The sequence below is a fragment of the Cellulomonas sp. EB106-03-03-XG116 genome (genome assembly GCF_058792015.1).
Genome location: NZ_JBYTEP010000003.1, coordinates 89,043 through 106,157, shown reverse-complemented (window position 1 = coordinate 106,157; position 17,115 = coordinate 89,043). Strand labels below are relative to the sequence as shown.

The 17,115-nt window shown below is 75.4% G+C and carries 23 protein-coding genes; 10 read left to right on the top strand and 13 right to left on the bottom strand.

The features are described from left to right. Positions 1-114: 114 nt before the first annotated feature. A complete protein-coding gene (locus AC3WUG_RS02475) occupies positions 115-717 on the top strand; it encodes a class I SAM-dependent methyltransferase (RefSeq protein WP_492326192.1) in 603 nt (200 codons plus the stop codon). 98 nt (positions 718-815) lie between these two features. After that, on the top strand, positions 816-1,394 hold the full coding sequence (locus AC3WUG_RS02470) for a GNAT family N-acetyltransferase (RefSeq protein ID WP_492326191.1): 579 nt from the start codon (positions 816-818) through the stop codon (positions 1,392-1,394). A 26-nt stretch (positions 1,395-1,420) separates the two neighbouring features. Here AC3WUG_RS02470 and AC3WUG_RS02465 read toward each other — a convergent pair whose 3' ends face one another. Beyond that, entirely contained in the window at positions 1,421-1,813 is a 393-nt protein-coding gene (locus tag AC3WUG_RS02465) for a MerR family transcriptional regulator (RefSeq protein WP_492326190.1), read from the bottom strand. Between the two features lie 59 nt (positions 1,814-1,872). Here AC3WUG_RS02465 and AC3WUG_RS02460 point away from each other — a divergent pair, with 59 nt between their 5' ends. Continuing rightward, the gene (locus AC3WUG_RS02460) at positions 1,873-2,562 is read left to right on the top strand and encodes an SDR family oxidoreductase (RefSeq protein WP_492326189.1); all 690 of its coding nucleotides are present in this window, start codon (positions 1,873-1,875) and stop codon (positions 2,560-2,562) included. A 57-nt stretch (positions 2,563-2,619) separates the two neighbouring features. Here AC3WUG_RS02460 and dhaK read toward each other — a convergent pair whose 3' ends face one another. The 6 genes from dhaK to AC3WUG_RS02430 form a co-directional block, all read right to left on the bottom strand. After that, positions 2,620-3,615: a dihydroxyacetone kinase subunit DhaK gene (gene dhaK / locus AC3WUG_RS02455; protein WP_147796733.1), complete on the bottom strand. Its 996-nt coding sequence runs from the start codon at positions 3,613-3,615 to the stop codon at positions 2,620-2,622. A 36-nt stretch (positions 3,616-3,651) separates the two neighbouring features. Beyond that, positions 3,652-4,272, bottom strand: coding sequence for a dihydroxyacetone kinase subunit DhaL (dhaL, locus tag AC3WUG_RS02450; protein ID WP_492326188.1), 621 nt, complete (start codon positions 4,270-4,272; stop codon positions 3,652-3,654). Continuing rightward, entirely contained in the window at positions 4,269-5,060 is a 792-nt protein-coding gene (locus tag AC3WUG_RS02445; protein WP_492326187.1) for an HAD-IA family hydrolase, read from the bottom strand. The genes dhaL and AC3WUG_RS02445 overlap by 4 nt, the downstream gene beginning before the upstream one ends. Then, a complete protein-coding gene (locus AC3WUG_RS02440; RefSeq protein ID WP_492326186.1) occupies positions 5,057-5,935 on the bottom strand; it encodes a class II fructose-bisphosphate aldolase in 879 nt (292 codons plus the stop codon). The genes AC3WUG_RS02445 and AC3WUG_RS02440 overlap by 4 nt, the downstream gene beginning before the upstream one ends. A gap of 175 nt (positions 5,936-6,110) precedes the next feature. Then, positions 6,111-7,367, bottom strand: coding sequence for an SLC13 family permease (locus tag AC3WUG_RS02435; RefSeq protein ID WP_492326185.1), 1,257 nt, complete (start codon positions 7,365-7,367; stop codon positions 6,111-6,113). Between the two features lie 33 nt (positions 7,368-7,400). Then, on the bottom strand, positions 7,401-8,402 hold the full coding sequence (locus AC3WUG_RS02430) for an L-lactate dehydrogenase (RefSeq protein ID WP_492326184.1): 1,002 nt from the start codon (positions 8,400-8,402) through the stop codon (positions 7,401-7,403). A gap of 225 nt (positions 8,403-8,627) precedes the next feature. On the opposite strand from AC3WUG_RS02430, the gene AC3WUG_RS02425 reads away from it, so the two are divergent. The 3 genes from AC3WUG_RS02425 to AC3WUG_RS02415 all read left to right on the top strand — a co-directional run bounded on the left by AC3WUG_RS02425 (position 8,628) and on the right by AC3WUG_RS02415 (position 10,231). After that, a complete protein-coding gene (locus tag AC3WUG_RS02425) occupies positions 8,628-8,915 on the top strand; it encodes a hypothetical protein (RefSeq protein ID WP_492326183.1) in 288 nt (95 codons plus the stop codon). A 172-nt stretch (positions 8,916-9,087) separates the two neighbouring features. Next, complete coding sequence (locus AC3WUG_RS02420; protein ID WP_492326182.1) at positions 9,088-9,480, top strand: nuclear transport factor 2 family protein; 393 nt, start codon at positions 9,088-9,090, stop codon at positions 9,478-9,480. 40 nt (positions 9,481-9,520) lie between these two features. Next, positions 9,521-10,231 carry a helix-turn-helix transcriptional regulator gene (locus AC3WUG_RS02415; protein WP_492326181.1) on the top strand — a complete coding sequence of 237 codons (711 nt, stop codon included), beginning with the start codon at positions 9,521-9,523 and terminating at the stop codon, positions 10,229-10,231. A gap of 18 nt (positions 10,232-10,249) precedes the next feature. On the opposite strand, the gene AC3WUG_RS02410 is transcribed toward AC3WUG_RS02415, so the two are convergent. After that, complete coding sequence (locus AC3WUG_RS02410) at positions 10,250-10,789, bottom strand: TetR/AcrR family transcriptional regulator (RefSeq protein WP_492326180.1); 540 nt, start codon at positions 10,787-10,789, stop codon at positions 10,250-10,252. A gap of 84 nt (positions 10,790-10,873) precedes the next feature. On the opposite strand from AC3WUG_RS02410, the gene AC3WUG_RS02405 reads away from it, so the two are divergent. Then, entirely contained in the window at positions 10,874-11,845 is a 972-nt protein-coding gene (locus tag AC3WUG_RS02405) for an SDR family NAD(P)-dependent oxidoreductase (protein ID WP_492326179.1), read from the top strand. 135 nt (positions 11,846-11,980) lie between these two features. Here AC3WUG_RS02405 and AC3WUG_RS02400 read toward each other — a convergent pair whose 3' ends face one another. Together AC3WUG_RS02400 and AC3WUG_RS02395 are read right to left on the bottom strand one after the other, a co-directional pair. Continuing rightward, positions 11,981-12,736, bottom strand: a complete 756-nt coding sequence (locus AC3WUG_RS02400) for an ABC transporter permease (RefSeq protein ID WP_492326178.1) — start codon at positions 12,734-12,736, stop codon at positions 11,981-11,983. Between the two features lies 1 nt (position 12,737). Further along, a complete protein-coding gene (locus AC3WUG_RS02395) occupies positions 12,738-13,661 on the bottom strand; it encodes an ABC transporter ATP-binding protein (RefSeq protein WP_492326177.1) in 924 nt (307 codons plus the stop codon). A gap of 79 nt (positions 13,662-13,740) precedes the next feature. Between AC3WUG_RS02395 and AC3WUG_RS02390 the strand changes: the two genes are divergently transcribed. Beyond that, on the top strand, positions 13,741-14,394 hold the full coding sequence (locus AC3WUG_RS02390) for a TetR/AcrR family transcriptional regulator (RefSeq protein WP_492326176.1): 654 nt from the start codon (positions 13,741-13,743) through the stop codon (positions 14,392-14,394). Between the two features lie 10 nt (positions 14,395-14,404). Further along, positions 14,405-14,521, top strand: coding sequence for a hypothetical protein (locus AC3WUG_RS02385; protein ID WP_492326175.1), 117 nt, complete (start codon positions 14,405-14,407; stop codon positions 14,519-14,521). Positions 14,522-14,569: 48 nt separating this feature from the next. Here AC3WUG_RS02385 and AC3WUG_RS02380 read toward each other — a convergent pair whose 3' ends face one another. After that, a complete protein-coding gene (locus AC3WUG_RS02380; RefSeq protein ID WP_492326174.1) occupies positions 14,570-14,785 on the bottom strand; it encodes a hypothetical protein in 216 nt (71 codons plus the stop codon). Between the two features lie 360 nt (positions 14,786-15,145). On the opposite strand from AC3WUG_RS02380, the gene AC3WUG_RS02375 reads away from it, so the two are divergent. After that, a complete protein-coding gene (locus AC3WUG_RS02375; protein WP_492326173.1) occupies positions 15,146-15,601 on the top strand; it encodes a hypothetical protein in 456 nt (151 codons plus the stop codon). 140 nt (positions 15,602-15,741) lie between these two features. On the opposite strand, the gene AC3WUG_RS02370 is transcribed toward AC3WUG_RS02375, so the two are convergent. Further along, on the bottom strand, positions 15,742-16,308 hold the full coding sequence (locus AC3WUG_RS02370) for a VanZ family protein (RefSeq protein ID WP_492326172.1): 567 nt from the start codon (positions 16,306-16,308) through the stop codon (positions 15,742-15,744). 164 nt (positions 16,309-16,472) lie between these two features. After that, entirely contained in the window at positions 16,473-17,108 is a 636-nt protein-coding gene (locus AC3WUG_RS02365) for a TetR/AcrR family transcriptional regulator (RefSeq protein ID WP_492326171.1), read from the bottom strand. Positions 17,109-17,115: the final 7 nt, after the last annotated feature.

Genomic DNA, 17,115 nt, shown 5'->3' with positions numbered 1-17,115 from the left:
TCCGGCGGACGGTTCCGCGCGTGGCGCATCGCCGCGCGTCGGACCCGCAGCGACGGCGGGAGGGCGGCGGCCGGGTCCCCAGCGCGGGGCCTCGCCCGCGCTAGCGTCTGCCGCGTGACGACCGTCGCCGACGCGTACTCCCGGAGAGCCGGGGAGTACGTCGACCTGTTCGGATCCATGGCGGCGGTGCACCCCTCGGACCGGCAGCTCGTGGAGACGTGGGCCGACGGGGTGGTCGGCCAGGTGCTCGACGCCGGGTGCGGGCCGGGGCACTGGACCGGCCACCTCGTCCGCCGCGGGCACGACGCCCGCGGGATCGACCTGGTGCCCGCCTTCGTCGAGCGGGCGCGATCGGCCTACCCGGACGTCCCGTTCGCCGTCGGCAGCATCGACCGGATGGACGAGCCCGACGCCTCGCTCGGCGGGATCCTCTCGTGGTACTCGACGATCCACCACGCTCCGGACGGCATCGGCGTCCCGCTCGCCGAGTTCGCGCGCACCCTGCGCCCGGGAGGATCGCTGCTGCTGGGGTACTTCGACTCGGAGTCGACGGTCGACCGGTTCGAGCACGCGGTGGCCCCGGCCTACCGGTGGCCGGCGACCGCCCTGCGGGCGCTGCTCGGCGACCACGGGTTCGACGTCGTCGAGCAGCACCGCCGCACCGGGCACGGCTACCGACCGCACGGCGCCGTCGTCGCCCGGCTCCGCGACGGCTGACGCCGTCCCACGACGTCGGCAGCCCGGTCCCGCACGCACGGCCGGACGTCGCGCCGCCGGGCCTTCCGTCGGGCGCGGCCCAGGAGCAGGATCGCCCCATGGCCGCACACGTCGTGAAGCCGCTGACGCCGGAGACCTTCCCCGCCTGGCGCGCGCTCGCCGAGAAGCACAACGGCGTCTGGGGCGGCTGCTGGTGCTCGTACTTCCACGGCGACACCCCCACGACCGCCAAGGCCGACCACGCCGGACCGGAGTTCAAGCGGCGGCTCGTGGACGAGGGCGTCGCGCACGCCGCACTGGTCCTCGACGGCGAGCAGGCGATCGCGTGGTGCCAGTACGGCAGCCCGGAGGAGCTGCCCCGGATCTACCACCGCAAGCAGTACGACGCGGGAGAGGACCACCCGGCGCCGTGGCGGATCACCTGCTTCTTCGTCGACCGGGACCACCGCCGGCAGGGGGTGGCGCTGGAGGCGCTGCGCGGTGCCCTGGACCTGATCGCGCAGGCCGGCGGCGGGGAGGTGGTGTCGTTCCCGAACGAGCTGCCGCCCGGCAAGCGGGTGTCGTCCTCGTTCCTGCACAACGTCACGCGCGGGATGTTCGAGGAGGCCGGGTTCGTCTTCGAGCGGCGCATCGGGACCAGCAAGACGGTGATGCGCACGACGGTCGCCCCCGCCTGACGCGCCGCGCCGCCGCGTCCCCCTCGTCAGGAGGCCGCCGCGCAGGCCTCCGACCCGGCGTGGTGCCTCCGACCCGGTCGGTGCGCCTGACCGACGCGGATGACGTCGTCGAGCTTGTCGCGGGTCGCGGTCAGCTCGTCGAGCTGGGCCTGCACCCGCGCGCGCTCGGCCAGCAGCCGCTCGTGCATCTCGTCGGTGAGGACGCCGCGGTCCATGCACGGCAGGATCCGGAGCACCGCCCTGCTGCCGAGCCCGGCGGCGTAGAGGCTCTGGATGAACCGCACCCGCTCGACCGCGCCCGGCGGGTAGCGGCGCTGCCCGCTCGGGGTGCGCTCGGCGTCCAGCAGCCCCTGCTCCTCGTAGTAGCGCAGCGCCCGCACGCTGACGCCCGCCTGCGCGGCGACCTCCCCGATACGCACCCGGCCTCCCCGACCCGCACTTGACCCTCACGTCGACGTCAGGTCCTAGCGTGCCAGACATGACAACCGCACTGATCACCGGGGCCAACCGCGGCCTGGGTCGCCACTTCGCCGCCGAGCTCCTCGCCCGCGGGGCCACGGTCTACGCCGCCGCCCGCGAACCCGCCTCGATCGACCTGCCCGGGGCGCGCCCCGTCGCCCTCGACATCACCGACCCCGACGCCGTCGCCGCGGCCGCCGCGCTGGCCACGGACGTGGACCTGCTCATCAACAACGCCGGCATCTCGACGGGCTCCACGCTGCTCGGTGACCTGGCGGGCGTGCGCGCCGAGATGGACGTCAACTTCTGGGGGACGCTGTCGATGGTCCGCGCCTTCGCGCCCGTGCTCGCGGCCAACGGCGGTGGCCGGGTCGTCAACGTCGCCTCCGCGCTGTCCTGGTTCGCGTTCCCGGGCTCCGGCGCGTACGCCGTGTCCAAGGCGGCGAACTGGAACATGAGCAACGCCCTGCGTCTCGAGCTGGCGGGGCAGGGCACGCAGGTCACGTCCGTGCACCTCGGCCTGGCGGACACGGACATGGCGGCGGGGATCGACGGGCCGAAGGAGGACCCCGCCGCCGTCGTCCGGCGGACGCTGGACGCGGTGGAGGCGGGGGACCTCGAGGTGGTCGTCGACGACTGGAGCGCGATGGTCAAGGCGTCCCTGGCCGAGGACCCCCGCGGCTTCTACGCCCGCTTCCTCCCGGCCTGACCCGCCCGGCGGGCGGTGCGGAGCACCGCCCGCCGCCGCCCGCTGCGCCGTACCGCGTCAGAACACCCGCACCGCGACCTCCGCGGGCGCGGCGAGCAGGCCGCGGATCTCGTCGTCCAGCCGGACGAGGGTGAGCGACGCGCCGGCCATGTCGAGCGACGTGCAGTACTCGCCGACGTAGCTGCGCCCCACGGTGATGCCCTGCGCGGCGAGCTTCTGGTGGGCGATCCCGTACAGCAGGTAGAGCTCGCTGATCGGCGTGCCGCCCAGCCCGTTGATCATCAGGGCGACCTCGTCGCCCGAGGCGTACGGCAGGTCCGGGAGCACCGCGCCGAGCAGCTCGTCGACGATCCCGTCGGCGGGCACCAGCGGCGCCCGGCGGCGGCCCGGCTCGCCGTGGATGCCCACGCCGACCTCCATCTCGTCGTCGCCGAGCTCGAACAGCGGCGACCCCTTCGCGGGCGGCGTGCACGGGGTGAGGGCGATGCCCATGGTGCGGGTGACGGAGTTGACCTTCTCGCCGATCCGGACCAGCTCGTCCAGGTCGGCCCCCGCCTCGGCCGCGGCGCCGACGGCCTTCATCACGAAGAAGTTGCCCGCGACGCCGCGCCGCCCGACGGTCCAGGTGGAGTCCTGCACGGCCACGTCGTCGTCGATGAACAGGGTGCGGACGGACAGGCCCTCGGCCTCGGCGAGCTCGGAGGCCATCTCGAACGCCATCTTGTCGCCCGTGTAGTTGTTGACCAGGAGCAGGACGCCCTTGTCGGACGCGAGCAGCTTGGCCGACTCGAGGACGTACTCCATCGGCGGGGCGGCGAACACGTCGCCGGGACACGCGCCGTCGAGCATCCCCTTCCCGACGACCATGACGTGCGCGGGCTCGTGGCCCGACCCGGAGCCCTGGATGATCGACACCTTGTCGTGCCGCGGGGCGTCGGCCCGCATGATCAGGTTGTACTCGGGCACGTACCTCAGGGTGTCGGGGTTCGCCAGCGCGAGGCCGGTGAGCATGTCGGGCACGAAGGTCTTCGGGTCGTTGACGAACTTCTTCATCGCGGTCGCCTTCCCTGTCGTCCGGTCCTCGGTCGCTCACCAGGTGGCGGCGACCCGCTCCGCCAGCACCGCGACCGCGACGGCACCGGGGTCGAGCGACCCGATGCTGCGCTCGCCGGTGTAGGACGCCCGGCCGCGCCGGGCCTGCATCGGCCGCGTCGCCTCCGCGGCGCTGCGCGCGGTCGCGGCCGCCGCCTCGGCGACCTCCGCCGGCGCGGCGCCCGCGGCGAGCCGCTGCTCGACGGTGTCGGTCAGGGGGACGAGCGCGTCGAGCAGCGTCTTCTCGCCGAGGTCGGCGCCGCCCCGGGCCTTGATCCCGTCCACGGCGGCACGCAGCATCGCGACGACGTCGTCGCCGGTGACGTCCTGCTTGCCCTTGACGACGCCCGCGGCGCGCAGGAACGCCGTGCCCCAGATCGGGCCGGAGGTGCCGCCGATCCGGCCGCTCATCGTCACCGCGACCTTCTGCAGGAACGTCCCGGCGTCGCTGCGGTCGTAGTCGTCCCAGCCCGCCAGCACGTTCTCGAACCCCCGCGCGAGGGAGAAGCCGAAGTCCCCGTCGCCGACCACGGAGTCCAGCTCGCCGAAGTACTGCTCGTTCTCGACGCAGGTCTCGGCCACGGTGCGGACGACCTGCTCGACGCGCTGCTGGCTCACGGTGTCGCTCCCTGCTGGGGTCCGAGGAGGCGCTGCAGGTGCTCGAGCCGGACCGCCCCGTCGACCTCGAGGCCCCGGGGGTCGGCGAGCGTGGTCGCCGGCTCGCCGGGCGGGTCGCCGAGCGACGTCACGACCAGCGCGGCACCGGTGAAGTCCTCGTCCCGCGTGTAGCTGCTGACCGTGACGACCGTCGTGAGCCCCGCGGCGAGCGCGGCCCGCAGCCCGTTCGCGCTGTCCTCGACGACGACCACCTCGCGCGGGTCGAGCCCCGTCTCCCGCAGGGCGAGCAGGTAGATGTCCGGCGCGGGCTTCTTGTGCGGCACGACGTCGCCCGCGAACACGTCGAAGCGCGCGGCGAGATCGGGCCCGACCGCGTGCTCCAGCACCGCCCGGACGGACTCCTCGGCGGACGTCGACGCGACGGCCAGCCGCCAGCCCGCGGCGTCGGCCTCCGCGACCAGCCGCGCGATCCCGGGGCGCCCCGGGATCGCGCCCGAGCGGACGAGCGCCGTGTAGCGCGCGGTCTTCGCCCGGTGCCAGCGGGCGACCAGCTCCCGCTGGTCGTCCTCGTCCGTCGGCAGCCCGGCGCGGGCGACCAGCCCGGGCTCCAGCAGGGTCCGGAGCCGTTCCTTGCCGCCGCCGATCGCCAGCAGCCGGCCGTACTCCTCCTGCGACCAGCGGACCGGGAGACCGAACTCCTCGAACGTGGCGTTGAAGGCGGGCAGGTGACCGTCCCGCTCCGTGTCGGCGAGCACTCCGTCGCAGTCGAGCAGCAGCCCCGGGCTCACCGCACGGCCCTCGCCGCGCCGCGCGCGTGCCCCGCGGCGCCGAACTGCTCGACGAGCGGCACGATCGCGCCCTCGACCGCCGCCGCGACGTCGCGGAACATGCTCGGTGGATCCCATCTGCCGCGCTCGCGTGCGACGTCGAGGTGGGCCGCCGCCGCGCGCATGTACGCGATCTTCACGGCCGTCGAGATGTTGATCTTCGACACGCCGGCGGCGATGAACGCGGCGAAGTCCTCCGCCGACAGCCCGGTGCCGCCGTGCAGGACGACGGGCTTGTCCGTCAGCGCCGCGAGCTCCCGCACCCGCTCGGGGAGGAGCACGGGCCGGGCCCGGTACTCGCCGTGCGCGGTGCCGAGCTGCGGGGCGATGAGGTCGGCGCCGGTCCGGTCCGCGACCTCGGCGAGCTGCGCCACGGAGTAGGCGTGCAGGGCCACGTCGGACCCGACGCCGTCCTCGACGCCGACGATGTTCTCGATCTCCGACTCCACGTCCAGGCCCGCCGCGTGCGCCTGGGCCACGACCTCGGCCGTCTCCCGCTCGGCCGTGGCGAGGTCCCGGTCCGACGCGTCGAACAGCACCGACGACCAGCCCGCGGCGACCACCTCGTCGATGACCGACCGGTCCGGGCAGTGGTCCAGGTGCAGGGCCACCGGGACGGTCAGGTCGCGGGTCGCGTACCGGAACATGGTGGTCAGCAGCTCGGTGCCCGTCGACCGGACCGTCTTCACGGACAGCTGGATGATCAGCGGGGCCTGGACGTGCACCGCGGCGGCCACCACCGCCCGCAGGCTCAGGTCGTCGAGGACGTTCACCGCGGGCACCGCGTACCCGTGCTCGCGACCGTGCCGGGCGAGCGCTGCCGTGGAAGCGATCATCGTCGATCTCCTCGGGGCCGGACGACGTGATTCGTCCGGATTGTCCGGAGTCTAGGGCGACGACGCGCGTGCGGGCCAGGGCGCGACGCGAGGATCACCCGCCGACCGGGGCGCCGGGAGCGGTCGGGCCGGCGGCGGCGCGCGGGCCGCGTACCGCCGCCGGCGGCTGCGCTCGTCAGGACGTCAGCGGCCACACGAGGGGCACGACGAGCGTCACGACGACGAGCCACGCGAGCGTCACGACCGCGCCGAGCCGCCAGTAGTCGCCGAACCGGTAGCCGCTGGGGCCCTGGACGATCATGTTGGCCGGGGTCGCCAGCGGGGTCAGGAAGGACGCGGCACCGGCGGCCGCGACGAGCATGAGCACCGGTTCGGGCCCGACGCCGACCTCCGCCCCCGCCGCCAGGGCGATGGGCGTGACGACCAGGACGGTCGCCGCGTTCGACACGAACTGCCCGAGCGCGACCGTGAGCAGGAAGAGCGCGACCAGCAGGGCGTGGCCGTCGCCGTCCGGGACGACCCGGACCACCGCGTCGGCCAGCACGTCGGCCGCGCCCGACCCCGAGATCGCGGCCGAGAGCGGGATGAGCCCGCCGATCAGCACCAGCGTCTCCCACGGCACGGCCCGGAGGGCCCGGGCGGGCCGCACCACCCCGGTCAGGACCATCGCCGCGGCCCCCGCCAATCCGGCGAGGGCGGGCGTGACCGCGCCGGAGGCGAGCAGGGCGATGGTGGCGCCCAGGACCACGACGGCCCGCAGCGCGGCCCCGCCCACCCGCGCGTCCTCGTGGACGACGCTCCCGGGCGCGGGCACCGGCGCCTCGCGGTCCGGCAGCAGGCGGTGCCCGAGCAGGGCGGTCACGATCACCGTCACGAGGGTGAGCGGCAGGCCGAGCGCCGCGAACTCGAAGAACCCGAACCGGTCGCCCGTGGTGTCCGCCAGCGCGTCGGACACGATGACGTTGACCGGGCTGCCCGCGAGGGTGAGCAGCGCCCCGGCGCTCGCGCCGTAGGCGAGCGGGATGCCGAGCCGGGACGCGGCCGTGCCGGAGCGCCGGGCCACCAGCAGCGCGACGGGGAGCACCGCCGCGGCGGCGCCGTTGGGCGTGACGAGCGCGGAGGTCACCGCGGCGAGCGCCATGACCGTGACGACGACCCGGCGGCGGCCCGTCGCCGCGCGGGCGAGCAGCAGGTCGCCCGCCCAGCCGGTGACGCCCGAGGCCTGCAGCCCCTCGCTCAGCACGAACAGCGTCGCGATGAACACGACCACGGGGTCGCCGAACCCCGCGACCGCCTGGGCCTGGGTGACGACGCCGGTCGCCGCGAGCGCCAGCGCCGTGAGGACGGCGACCACGGCCGCGGGGAGCCGGTTCCAGACGAAGAGGGCGACGGCCGCGGCGAGGACCAGCAGGCTGGTGGTGGCGTCCGACATGCCGGCGACGGTCCCCGCGGGTCGACCGCGCGCTCAGAGCCCGAACGGGCGGGCGGTCGCCCGGAGCGCGTCCGCCGAGCGTCGGAGGGCCACGAGCTCGTCGGTCGACATCGGCACCCGCAGCGGGGTGCCGGCGCCGTCGTGCGCCACGACGGTGGGCACGGACAGGCACACGTCGCGGATGCCGTCGAGGTCGTCGATCAGGGAGGACACGGGCATGACGCGGTGCTCGTCGTTCGTGAGCGCCTCGACGATCCGCGACCCTGCCAGCCCGATGGCGTAGCTGGTCGCACCCTTGCCCGCGATGATCTCGTACGCGGAGTGCACCACGTCGTGGGCGATCGACGCGCGAACGGCCGGCGTCAGCGGCTCGCGCCCGGGCAGCGGCTCGAGGTCCAGGAGCGGCACCCCGCCGATCGTGGCCGAGGACCACAGCGGCACGGCCGTGTCGCCGTGCTCGCCGACGATGTACGCGTGCACGTTCTGCACCGCCACGCCGACGTGCTGGGAGATCAGGTACCGGAACCGGGACGAGTCCAGGACCGTCCCGGACCCGATGACCCGGGCGCGGGGGAGCCCGGAGAACCGCAGCGCGGCGTAGGTGACGACGTCCACCGGGTTCGTCACCATCACGTAGACCGCGTCGGGCGCGACCTCCAGCAGCTGCGGCACGAGGGTGCGCATGAGCCCGATCGTGCGCTCCGCCAGGTCCGTGCGGGTCTGCCCGGGCCGCTGGTTGGCCCCGGCGGTCACCACCACCACGTCCGCGCCGGCGCACGCCGTGATGTCGTCCGTGCCGACGACGTGCGCCATCGGCACGAACTGGATCCCGTGCGCAAGGTCGAGCGCCTGCGCGCGGACCTTGGCGGCGTCGACGTCGTAGAGCACGACCTCCCGCGCCGCGCCGCGCATCAGCACGGCGTACGCGAGCGTCGCCCCCACGGCGCCGGCGCCGACGACGGCGACCTTCGCGGTCGAGCGGGGGGTCGGCTGCGCGCCGCCCTCCACCGTCCGTCCGTCACCCGCACCCGTCACCGCGTCCCCCCTCGTCGCGCCCACCCGGCGCCGCGACCTGCGCGGACGGGCTGTGACTCGCGTCACCCTAACGCTGGACTCCCCGGGCCGGCCACCCTGGCCGTCGGGCGCGCGTGCTCCGGGCACCGCGCGCCCAGGTCGTGCCACGGAACCCCGACGGTGGCGGGCCGCCGTCCGCTAGCGTGCCGTTCGGCACGGGGCACCGGCCTGGACGGAGGGGGAGTCGTGGCGACGAGACCGACGACGAACGCGCGCGGGGGACGAGCGCTCGACCGGGTGCGCACGGTGGCGCGGGTCGTCGCGGTGCTGGCGCTCGCGCTGGCCGTCGCCGACGGGTTCCGCTGGGGCAACCGGTGGTACGTCGCCACCCGGTTCGCCCGGACCGACGTCGACTGGGGCAACGCGATGGTGGCGCACGCGCACGCCGCGCTCGTCCAGGGGCTGGTGCTGCTGCTCGTGGCGGTGGTCGCGGGTGCCGTCGGGTGGCGCGTGCGGGTGGACGCGCACCGCTGACGGCAGGTCGAGCCGCGGCCGACCGCCCCGCCCGCCCCGCCCGCCCCCGAACGGGACGAGGCGGAGACCGCCGCGCGCGACCCCCGGGGAGCGGGTGAGCCCGGCCGACGTCGTCGTCCGGTTCCCGGAACACCGACACACCGTTGTCGCGCCCGAGCCCGACGGTGGGGGCATGACCGAGACCCCGAACCCCACGACCACCTCCCGCCGCTCGCTCGACCGGTGGCTGACCATGTGGAACTCCGACGGCGACCTCGCCCGCGAGATCTGCGCCGAGGACTTCCGCATCCACTTCGCCGTGACCGAGCCCGACGGGTCGACCCCCGCGGACGACATCCGCACCGCCGAGGACTTCGCGCGGTACCTCACCTGGTGGCACGGCCAGAACCCCGGCGTCGTGTTCACCGCGGTCGCCGACGCGATCGACGGCGACCACGGCCGGCTGCTCTGGGACGTGGACCAGGGCGGCGTGCGCGCGGGTGGCGTGGACGTGTTCGACTTCGACGCCGAGGGCCGGGTGCGGCGGGTCTGGTCCGTCGGCGGGCAGCGGAGCCTGCGCAGCTGAGGGCGGCGACCGGCGACGAGGCCTCTGGCAGGCTGGCGGCATGAAGCGAGCAGAGCGGCAGTACGCCCTCGTCGACCTGCTCCGTGGCGCGCGGCGACCGTGGTCGGCCGCCCGGCTCGCCCGCGAGCTCGGGGTGTCCACCCGCACGATCGAGCGCGACATCGCGTCGCTCCAGGTCGCGGGCGTGCCCCTGTACGCGGAGCACGGCGCCGCGGGGGGCTACGCGATCCTGCCCGAGTACTCGCTGCCGCCGCTCAACCTCTCGGCCGCGGAGTCGCTGGCGGTGCTCGCCGGGCTGGCGCTGCTCGACACCTCGCCCTACCAGGCGGCCGCCCGGCGCGCCCGCGCCAAGGTCGCGGCGGTGATGGGGGAGGAGCACCGCGGTCCGGTGCAGGAGCTGCTCGGGCGGCTGCAGGTCATCGACCCCGTCGCCCCGGCGGGCGGCGGGGTGCCGCTCGGCATGCTGTCGGACGCCATCGCGGCTCGCCGGGTCGTGCGGCTGACCTACCTGGGCGAGGCCTCCGGGGACGACGCCCCGCCGAGCACGGTCCGCGACGTCGAGACGATGGGGCTCCTGCGCGGCGGGGACGCCTGGCTGCTCGTCGGGTGGTGCCGGCTGCGCGACGCGATCCGCGGCTTCCGCATCGAACGCATCACGCGCCTGGAGCTGCTCGACGAGGTCGCGCCGGAACGTGACCCGGCGCTGCTGGAGGCGGACCAGGTGCGCTGGCCGGTGCGGCGTCTCGCCTGAGCGGCGCGACGCGCTCCCTCAGTCCGGCCTGAGCCCCGCCCGGAGGACGGCGGCGATCGTCGCGCGGTCGTCGGGGTCGCCGAGCCGCACCGCGTGCTCGAAGCCGCACACGAGGTGCATGAGCTGGTCGAGCGTGAGCCCCTGCCGGACGGCGCCTGCGCGCTCCGCGCGCTCCAGCAGCAGGGCGGCGGTCCGCGTCAGCTCGGCCTTGGCGTCGCGGACCTCGGGGGACGAGTCGTCGGCCGCCAGGAGCACCTGCTGCAGACCGTCGTCGGCGAGCAGCAGGTCGAGCACGGTGGCGAGGAAGCCGTCGAACGCGGCGCCGGCGTCGTCGTCCCGCGCGGCGGCGCGGGCGGCGTCGACGGCGCGCCGGACGGTCGTGGCGGTGAGCTCCTCGACGAGCGCCTCGACGGTGGGGAAGTGCCGGTAGACGGTCCCGACACCGACCCCGGCGACCCGGGCCACCTCGTTGAGGCGGAGGGTGCCGCGGTCTCGCCCGGCGGCGGCGGCGAGGATGCGCGCGCGGCTGCGGGCGGCGTCGGAGCGGAGCGGCGGCATGTCCGGCACCCTACCCGAAACGGATGATCGATCCGCTACGGTGGTCCCGAACGGATCAACTATCCAGTTAGCGACGGGACCACCATGACCGAGCACACCACCGCCCAGCAGCCCGCGACCGACGACGCGGCGTGGGACCCGGCCCACCCGCCCCGGCAGGACGGGCGCACCGTCGTGGTCACGGGCGCGACCGCCGGGATCGGGTACTTCGCCGCCGAGCAGCTCGCGGCCGCGGGCGCCGAGGTGGTGCTCGCCTCGCGGTCCGCCGCCCGCCTCGCCGGGGCGCGCGACGCGATCCTCGCCCGGGTGCCCGGCGCGCAGGTGCGGACCGTCGTGCTGGAGCTCGGGTCCCTGCGCGCGGTGGACGAGGCGGCCGCGGAGCTCGCCGCGCTCCCGCGGCTCGACGGGGTGTTCCTCAACGGCGGTGCGATGTCCATGGACCCGCGCGCCCGCACGTCCGACGGCCACCCGCTGCTGCTCGGCACGCACGTGCTCGGGCACGTGCGGCTGATCGCCGGGATCCTGCCCGCGCTGACGGCCACCGCCGTCGAGCACGGGGGAGAGGGCCGGGTGGTGCACGCCTCCACCGGGTTCGTCGCGCGGTTCCGGCCGGGGTTCGACGACCCGGCCCGGGTCCCGCGGCTCGGTCTCGTCGCGTACGCCCGGGCGAAGGCCGTCACGGAGGTGCTCGCGTTCGAGCTGGACCGGCGGCTGCGCGCCGCCGGTCACCCCGTCGCCTCGGTGGTGACGCACCCGGGCGTGGGCGTGGACGCCCGTACGCCGCACCGCCCGGGCATCCGGGACGGGAGCACGCCCTACCGGCGCAACCCGTACAGCCCGTGGGCGCAGGGCAAGGACGCCGCGGCCTGGCCGGGGGTCCGTGCGCTGACCGACCCCGCGGTGCGGGGCGGGGAGTACGTCGCGCCGCGCGAGGGGATGCGCGGCGTCCCGGTCCGGGTGCCGACGCCCGCGCGGACCGCCCGCCCGGGCCCGGACGCGGCGCGGCGCGTCTGGGAGCGGGTGGAGGCCCTCGCGGGCGTCGAGCTGCGCGTCTGAGCGGCCCGCACCCCCACTGGAAGATCGCGGTCACCGCGCCGAACGTCGCCAGGACCGACAGCAGGAACCCGGTCGTCGCGGTCACCGGGACCAGGACCGGGCGGAACCGCCCCGGGCCGGGGCGCCGCGGGAGCGTCACGCGTCGCGGGTCCGGAACGTGACGTGGGCGGCGAGCGTGGTCCAGAGGGTGGACACCGCCATCACGGCGAGCCCGGCGGCGCCCGTCAGGGGTCCGGTGCCCGTGGTCGTGTAGGAGGCCTGTCCGGCCGTCGTGGGCCAGTACGTCCCGGCGAGGTCCCCGAGGGCCCCGGGCAGCCCGGGTGCGAGCGCCGGCACGAGCAGCGCCACGGTCACGACGACGGCGAGCGCGCCCGAGGAGGAGCGCGTCAGGGCGCCGAGCGCCACGCCGAGCACGGCGGTGAGCACCAGGTACCCGACGGCGCACACGACCGCCCGGACGGTGCCGGCATCGGTCAGGTCCGCCGTCGGCAGCCCCGCGGCGGCGAGGGCCGCCTGGCTCGCGCCGAGGCTGGACGCCACGGTGAGGACGGCGGTCGCGAGCGCGACGAGGGCGGTGACGGCGAGCTTCGTGACCAGCAGGACGGCGCGCCGGGGTGCGGTCGTCAGAGTCGTGACGATCTGGCCCGTGGCGTACTCGCTGGTGAAGGCCTGTGCGCCCAGCGTCGCGACGAGGATCTGCCCGACGAGGATGCCCTTGAAGCCGACGCCGGTCGGGTCGAAGTCCGCGGCCAGGTCGGCCTGCCAGCCGGCCACGAGGCCGCTGATGCCGAGCAGGCTCACGACCACGGTGACCAGGACGGTGCCGGCCGCCAGGATCCAGGTGGTGCGGATGCTGCGGGTCTTGATCCACTCCGAGGCGAGGAGGTCCATGTCAGGCGGCGTCCTTCCGGGTCGAGGTCATGGTGAGGAAGACGTCCTCCAGCGAGTCGCGGACCGCGGTGAGCTCGGACAGCCCGATACCCGCGGTGGCGGCGACGCGGCCGACGTGGTCGGTCGCGGCCCCCTCGACGTCGACCGCGTCCGCGCCGGCGGGGTCGGGCGTGGCTCGCAGTCCGGCGCGGGCCAGCGCCTCGAGGAGTCCCTGCCGGTCCGGCGTGCGCGCGCGGACGTGCTCGGTGGTGCGGTCGGCGATGAAGGCGGCCAGGGGCTGGTCCGCCAGCAGCCGTCCGTGGTGGACGACCACGAGGTGGTCCGCCGTGAGCTCCATCTCGCCCATGAGGTGGCTGGAGAACAGGACCGTGCGGCCCTCGGCGGCCAGGTCGCGCATCAGCGAGCGCGCCCACCGGATCCCCTCGGGATCGAGGCCGTTGAGCGGCTCGTCGAAGATCACGACGGCCGGGTCGCCGATCAGCGCGGTCGCGATGCCCAGCCGCTGCTTCATCCCGAGCGAGAAGTCACCGGCGGGGCGGTTCCCGGCGCCCCCCAGCCCGACCAGGTCCAGCATCTCGGGCACCCGGGACCTGGCCACGCCCCCGGCGCGCGCGACCGCCGCGAGGTGGTCCGCGGCCGCGCGGCGCGGGTGGACCCCCCGGGCGTCGAGCATCGCGCCGACGACGCGCATCGGGTGCGGGATCTCCGCGAGCCGCAGGCCGCCGACCGTCGCCGCACCGCTGGTCGGCCGGTCCAGGCCGAGGAACATCCGCAGGGTCGTGGACTTCCCCGCCCCGTTGGGGCCGAGGAAGCCGGTCACGACGCCGGGCCTCACCGCGAAAGACAGGCCGTCGACGGCGGTGAGGTGCCCGTAGCGCTTCCGCAGGGCGTGCGCCTGCAGGGTCACCGGGTTCATGGTGTGCATGGCGAGCGACACTACACCGTGTCGTGTAGACCTACACCGGCCGGTGTAGCATCGATCCCGAGCACCACGGAGGAGAGCGATGACGACAGTGGGCGACAGGCCCGTGCGCGAGGGCCAGGCGCACAAGCGAGCGGCGATCCTGGCCGCCGCCCGGGAGCTGTTCGTGCAGACGGGTGTGGAGCGCACCAGCATGGACGCGGTGGCCGCGCTCGCGGGCGTGTCGAAGCGGACGGTCTACGACTACTACGGCGACAAGCGGCGCCTCCTGCTCGGCGTCGTCGAGGACGCGGGGGAGCGTGCGCTGGCGACGCTCCGGGGGCTGGTCGCGCAGCACCTCGACGACGCGGGCATCACGGACGTCGCCGACCTCGACGAGGCGCTCACCGCGCTCGCCGCCGACCTCGGCCGCTCCCTGCTGCTGTCGTCGGACTACCTCGCCGCGGTCCGGCTGATCAACGAGAACGAGCCGCTGCTGCCGGAGCTCGACGACCACCCGCTCGACGAGGCCCACGCGCAGGTCCTCAGCGAGCGTGTCGGCCGCTTCGCCCGCGCCGGCCTGCTCGACGCCGAGGACCCGGATCTGGCCGCCGCGCACTTCCACGCGCTGACCGCGCTGCGCGTGCTCAACGAGCCGGCGCGCCGGCGCGCCGAGAGCGCGCACGTCCGGCGGATCATGACGGACGGGGCGCGCGCGTTCGTGCGCGCGTACGGGGTGCGCGACGGAGGCGGGTGACACCCAGCTCGTGACGACGCCGATCCGCAAGGTCGGGCTCGGGCACGCGCTGCTGTCGTACCTGTTCGGGACCGTGGTGATCGCGGTGGCGGTCAACCTGGTGACGAACCTGGGCCAGTCGGGCTGAGCGCGGGGCCCACGAGTCGGCGGCTTCGCGAGCGGGCAGGAACCCGGGTCAGGCGGCCCGGCGCCGGCGCGTGGCCGCGACGAGCGCCCACCCGATCAGCCCCAGCACCGTCCCCGACGCCAGGAGGCCCCCGACGGCCGCTCCCGTCGTCGGCAGCGACCCCGACCCGGGTGCGCCGGAGCCCGCGGGAGGCGCCGGGTCCGCGACCGACGGGGTGGTGACGCCCGGCGAGGGGAGCGGCTGCGCGACGTCGTCGTTGGTCACGGTGCACGTGAGCGCGTCGTCCGGGCCTCCGTCGATCGGTCCCGTTCCCGGGCGTGAGCCGGGAGCGAACCGGTGTGCGACGCGGTGGCCGCCGCACCTCGGACCTCGTAGCATCGCGGGGGCAGGACCTGATCCTCCCGTCCGTTCCGCCGGCGTGGGGTCGACGTCGCGTCCGGTGGCCTCATCGAGGGGAGCACGGCGATCCGTACCGCGCACCGTTCCACGGCTGATACCCGCACGAAGGCGTCCTCCCGTGCTCGGCAGGCGGCTCCGCGCTCCCTCGTCGCCGGCATGGCCTGCGTCACGGCCCTGGGTGCCTGCACGGGGGCCGGACCCGATCCCGGACGTTCCGCGGAGCCCGTGGCGTGCAGCTTCATCGACGACGCCACTGTCCGCGAGGCTCTCGGTGACACGGTCAACGACCCCACCGACGCCACCACCCGGCTCACGGATGCCGCCGACGTGCTGGGCTGTCGATGGACGACCGCGGTCGGGACCGCCCTGACGGTGACCGTCACCCGCACCCAGGCCGACGACGCCTCGGCGGCCGTCGACCGGTGGGCCGGGGGATGCGCGACACCCCAGCCGCTCGACGTCGCGAGCGCCACCGGCAGCATCTGCCAGGACACCGCGTTCGACGCCGCGGGGTCGGAGCTGTACGCCACTTGGTCCGGGGACGACCTCACCATGCGGCTCGGTCTCCAGCGCGACGGCGGGGCAGAGCCCGAGGACGCCGATCGGCTGCGTGCGGTCGCCGACGACCTCGTGCGGAACGTGACGCCCGACGCCTACGACGACGCGGAGTCGTCGTCGTAGGGCGCCTCGGTCTCCGAGGGCGGGCTGCTGCACCACTTCCCCAGACTCTGACCGACCCACGGAGTCCGGATGGGTTGGTCCGCGGTCGGGAGACGCACGATCCCTGTGCCGCCACTCCGCCCGGCACCGGTGCGAACGGTCTACGCCGGTGCCGGTGCGGCCGCCCGGGGCTCCGCCCAGCGGAACCGGTCGACCAGCGCGGCGACCCGGGGGACCCGGACGAGCGCCGCGAGCACGCCGTATCCGACGGCGCCGCCGACGACGTTGCACACCAGGTCGTTCACGTCGGCGAGGTGCCCGCCGCCCAGCGCGTGGGCGGTGACGTACTGGGTGGCCTCGATGCCCAGGCTGATCGACGCCGCGACCAGCACCGTCCGGCGCCACGTGGGCCGGGCGGTCAGCAGCGGCACCAGCATCCCCAGCGGCACGAACACCGCGACGTTGATCATCGCGTCGTCCACCTGGTACCCGGCCAGCGGCACGACGGCCAGGTGGTGCAACCAGCCGGCGTCGCGCGCCGGCTTGTCCAGGAAGATCGGGAACACGGTGTTCGCGACGATCCCCGCGGTGTACACCCCCAGCGCCAGGGCGACCGCGGCGCGCGGCGCCGAGAGCCGCCCGCGGCGGGCCAGCAGCACGAGGAGCACGGCGGCGACCAGCGCGGCCAGGGGGACGACGACGGGCAGGACGGGGACCTGGCGGAACACGGGGGAGGACCTCTCGGACGCGGGTGCGGTCGCGCGCCGGGGTGACCCGGCGACGTGCCACCGTGGCACCGACCAGCGGGTTCGTGCATCCACCCGTGGTCGGACGCGGTCGCCCGACCCTCCGGCCGTCGGGTGCAGATCGACCGTCGCGCGCGACGCGGGATTCAGGCCGAGGGCGCGGTCGGTGCGGACACGATGGCGGCGAGCCGGCCGAACGCCTCGTCGAGCAGCTCGGACAGGTCGCGTCCGGTGCTGGCGGCGAGGTCGTTCGCGGTGCGCATGCACGCGAACGCCGCTCCGACCGCGGCTGCCGGCGCGGGGTCGGCGTCGTCCCAGGCGTGCCCCGCGGCGCGCGCTCGTTCGCGTGCGACCTCGACCAGCGCACCCTGGATGGCGTCGAGGCGTTGGAGGTAGGAGGCGCGCAGCGCGTCGTCGTCCTGCACGATGCGCTCCATCGCCGCCATGCGCTGGGCCTTGGCGGTGTCCCTGGCGTAGTCGACGACGCCGTCGAACACCCGGCGCAGCGAGCTCCACAACGACTCGTCGGCCGGGCGGGCGCGCAGGGCGTCCGCGAGCTGATCGGCCATCGCGTCGTACTTGCCCAGGACGAGGTCGTCCTTGGAGGCGAAGTAGCGGAAGAAGCTGCGCCGCGACATGCCGACGGCGGCTGCGATCTGGTCGACCGTGGTGCCCTCGTACCCCTGGGCGACGAACAGGTCCTGCGCCGCGTCGATCAGCTCGGCGCGCACAGCGCGGCGGGTGCGCTGCCGCAGCGGCGAGGTCGTCGGTTCCGTGGCCATGCGCGCG

Excerpts from the sequence above, each read along its gene's own strand:
- AC3WUG_RS02440 (WP_492326186.1), bottom strand. The coding sequence starts at position 5,935 with ATGATCGCTTCCACGGCAGCGCTCGCCCGGCACGGTCGCGAGCACGGG.
- AC3WUG_RS02410 (WP_492326180.1), bottom strand. The coding sequence starts at position 10,789 with ATGCCGCCGCTCCGCTCCGACGCCGCCCGCAGCCGCGCGCGCATCCTC.
- AC3WUG_RS02415 (WP_492326181.1), top strand. The coding sequence starts at position 9,521 with ATGAAGCGAGCAGAGCGGCAGTACGCCCTCGTCGACCTGCTCCGTGGC.
- AC3WUG_RS02435 (WP_492326185.1), bottom strand. The coding sequence starts at position 7,367 with ATGTCGGACGCCACCACCAGCCTGCTGGTCCTCGCCGCGGCCGTCGCC.
- AC3WUG_RS02395 (WP_492326177.1), bottom strand. The coding sequence starts at position 13,661 with ATGCACACCATGAACCCGGTGACCCTGCAGGCGCACGCCCTGCGGAAG.
- dhaK (WP_147796733.1), bottom strand. The coding sequence starts at position 3,615 with ATGAAGAAGTTCGTCAACGACCCGAAGACCTTCGTGCCCGACATGCTC.
- AC3WUG_RS02390 (WP_492326176.1), top strand. The coding sequence starts at position 13,741 with ATGACGACAGTGGGCGACAGGCCCGTGCGCGAGGGCCAGGCGCACAAG.
- AC3WUG_RS02400 (WP_492326178.1), bottom strand. The coding sequence starts at position 12,736 with ATGGACCTCCTCGCCTCGGAGTGGATCAAGACCCGCAGCATCCGCACC.
- AC3WUG_RS02460 (WP_492326189.1), top strand. The coding sequence starts at position 1,873 with ATGACAACCGCACTGATCACCGGGGCCAACCGCGGCCTGGGTCGCCAC.
- AC3WUG_RS02405 (WP_492326179.1), top strand. The coding sequence starts at position 10,874 with ATGACCGAGCACACCACCGCCCAGCAGCCCGCGACCGACGACGCGGCG.
- AC3WUG_RS02420 (WP_492326182.1), top strand. The coding sequence starts at position 9,088 with ATGACCGAGACCCCGAACCCCACGACCACCTCCCGCCGCTCGCTCGAC.
- AC3WUG_RS02365 (WP_492326171.1), bottom strand. The coding sequence starts at position 17,108 with ATGGCCACGGAACCGACGACCTCGCCGCTGCGGCAGCGCACCCGCCGC.
- AC3WUG_RS02470 (WP_492326191.1), top strand. The coding sequence starts at position 816 with ATGGCCGCACACGTCGTGAAGCCGCTGACGCCGGAGACCTTCCCCGCC.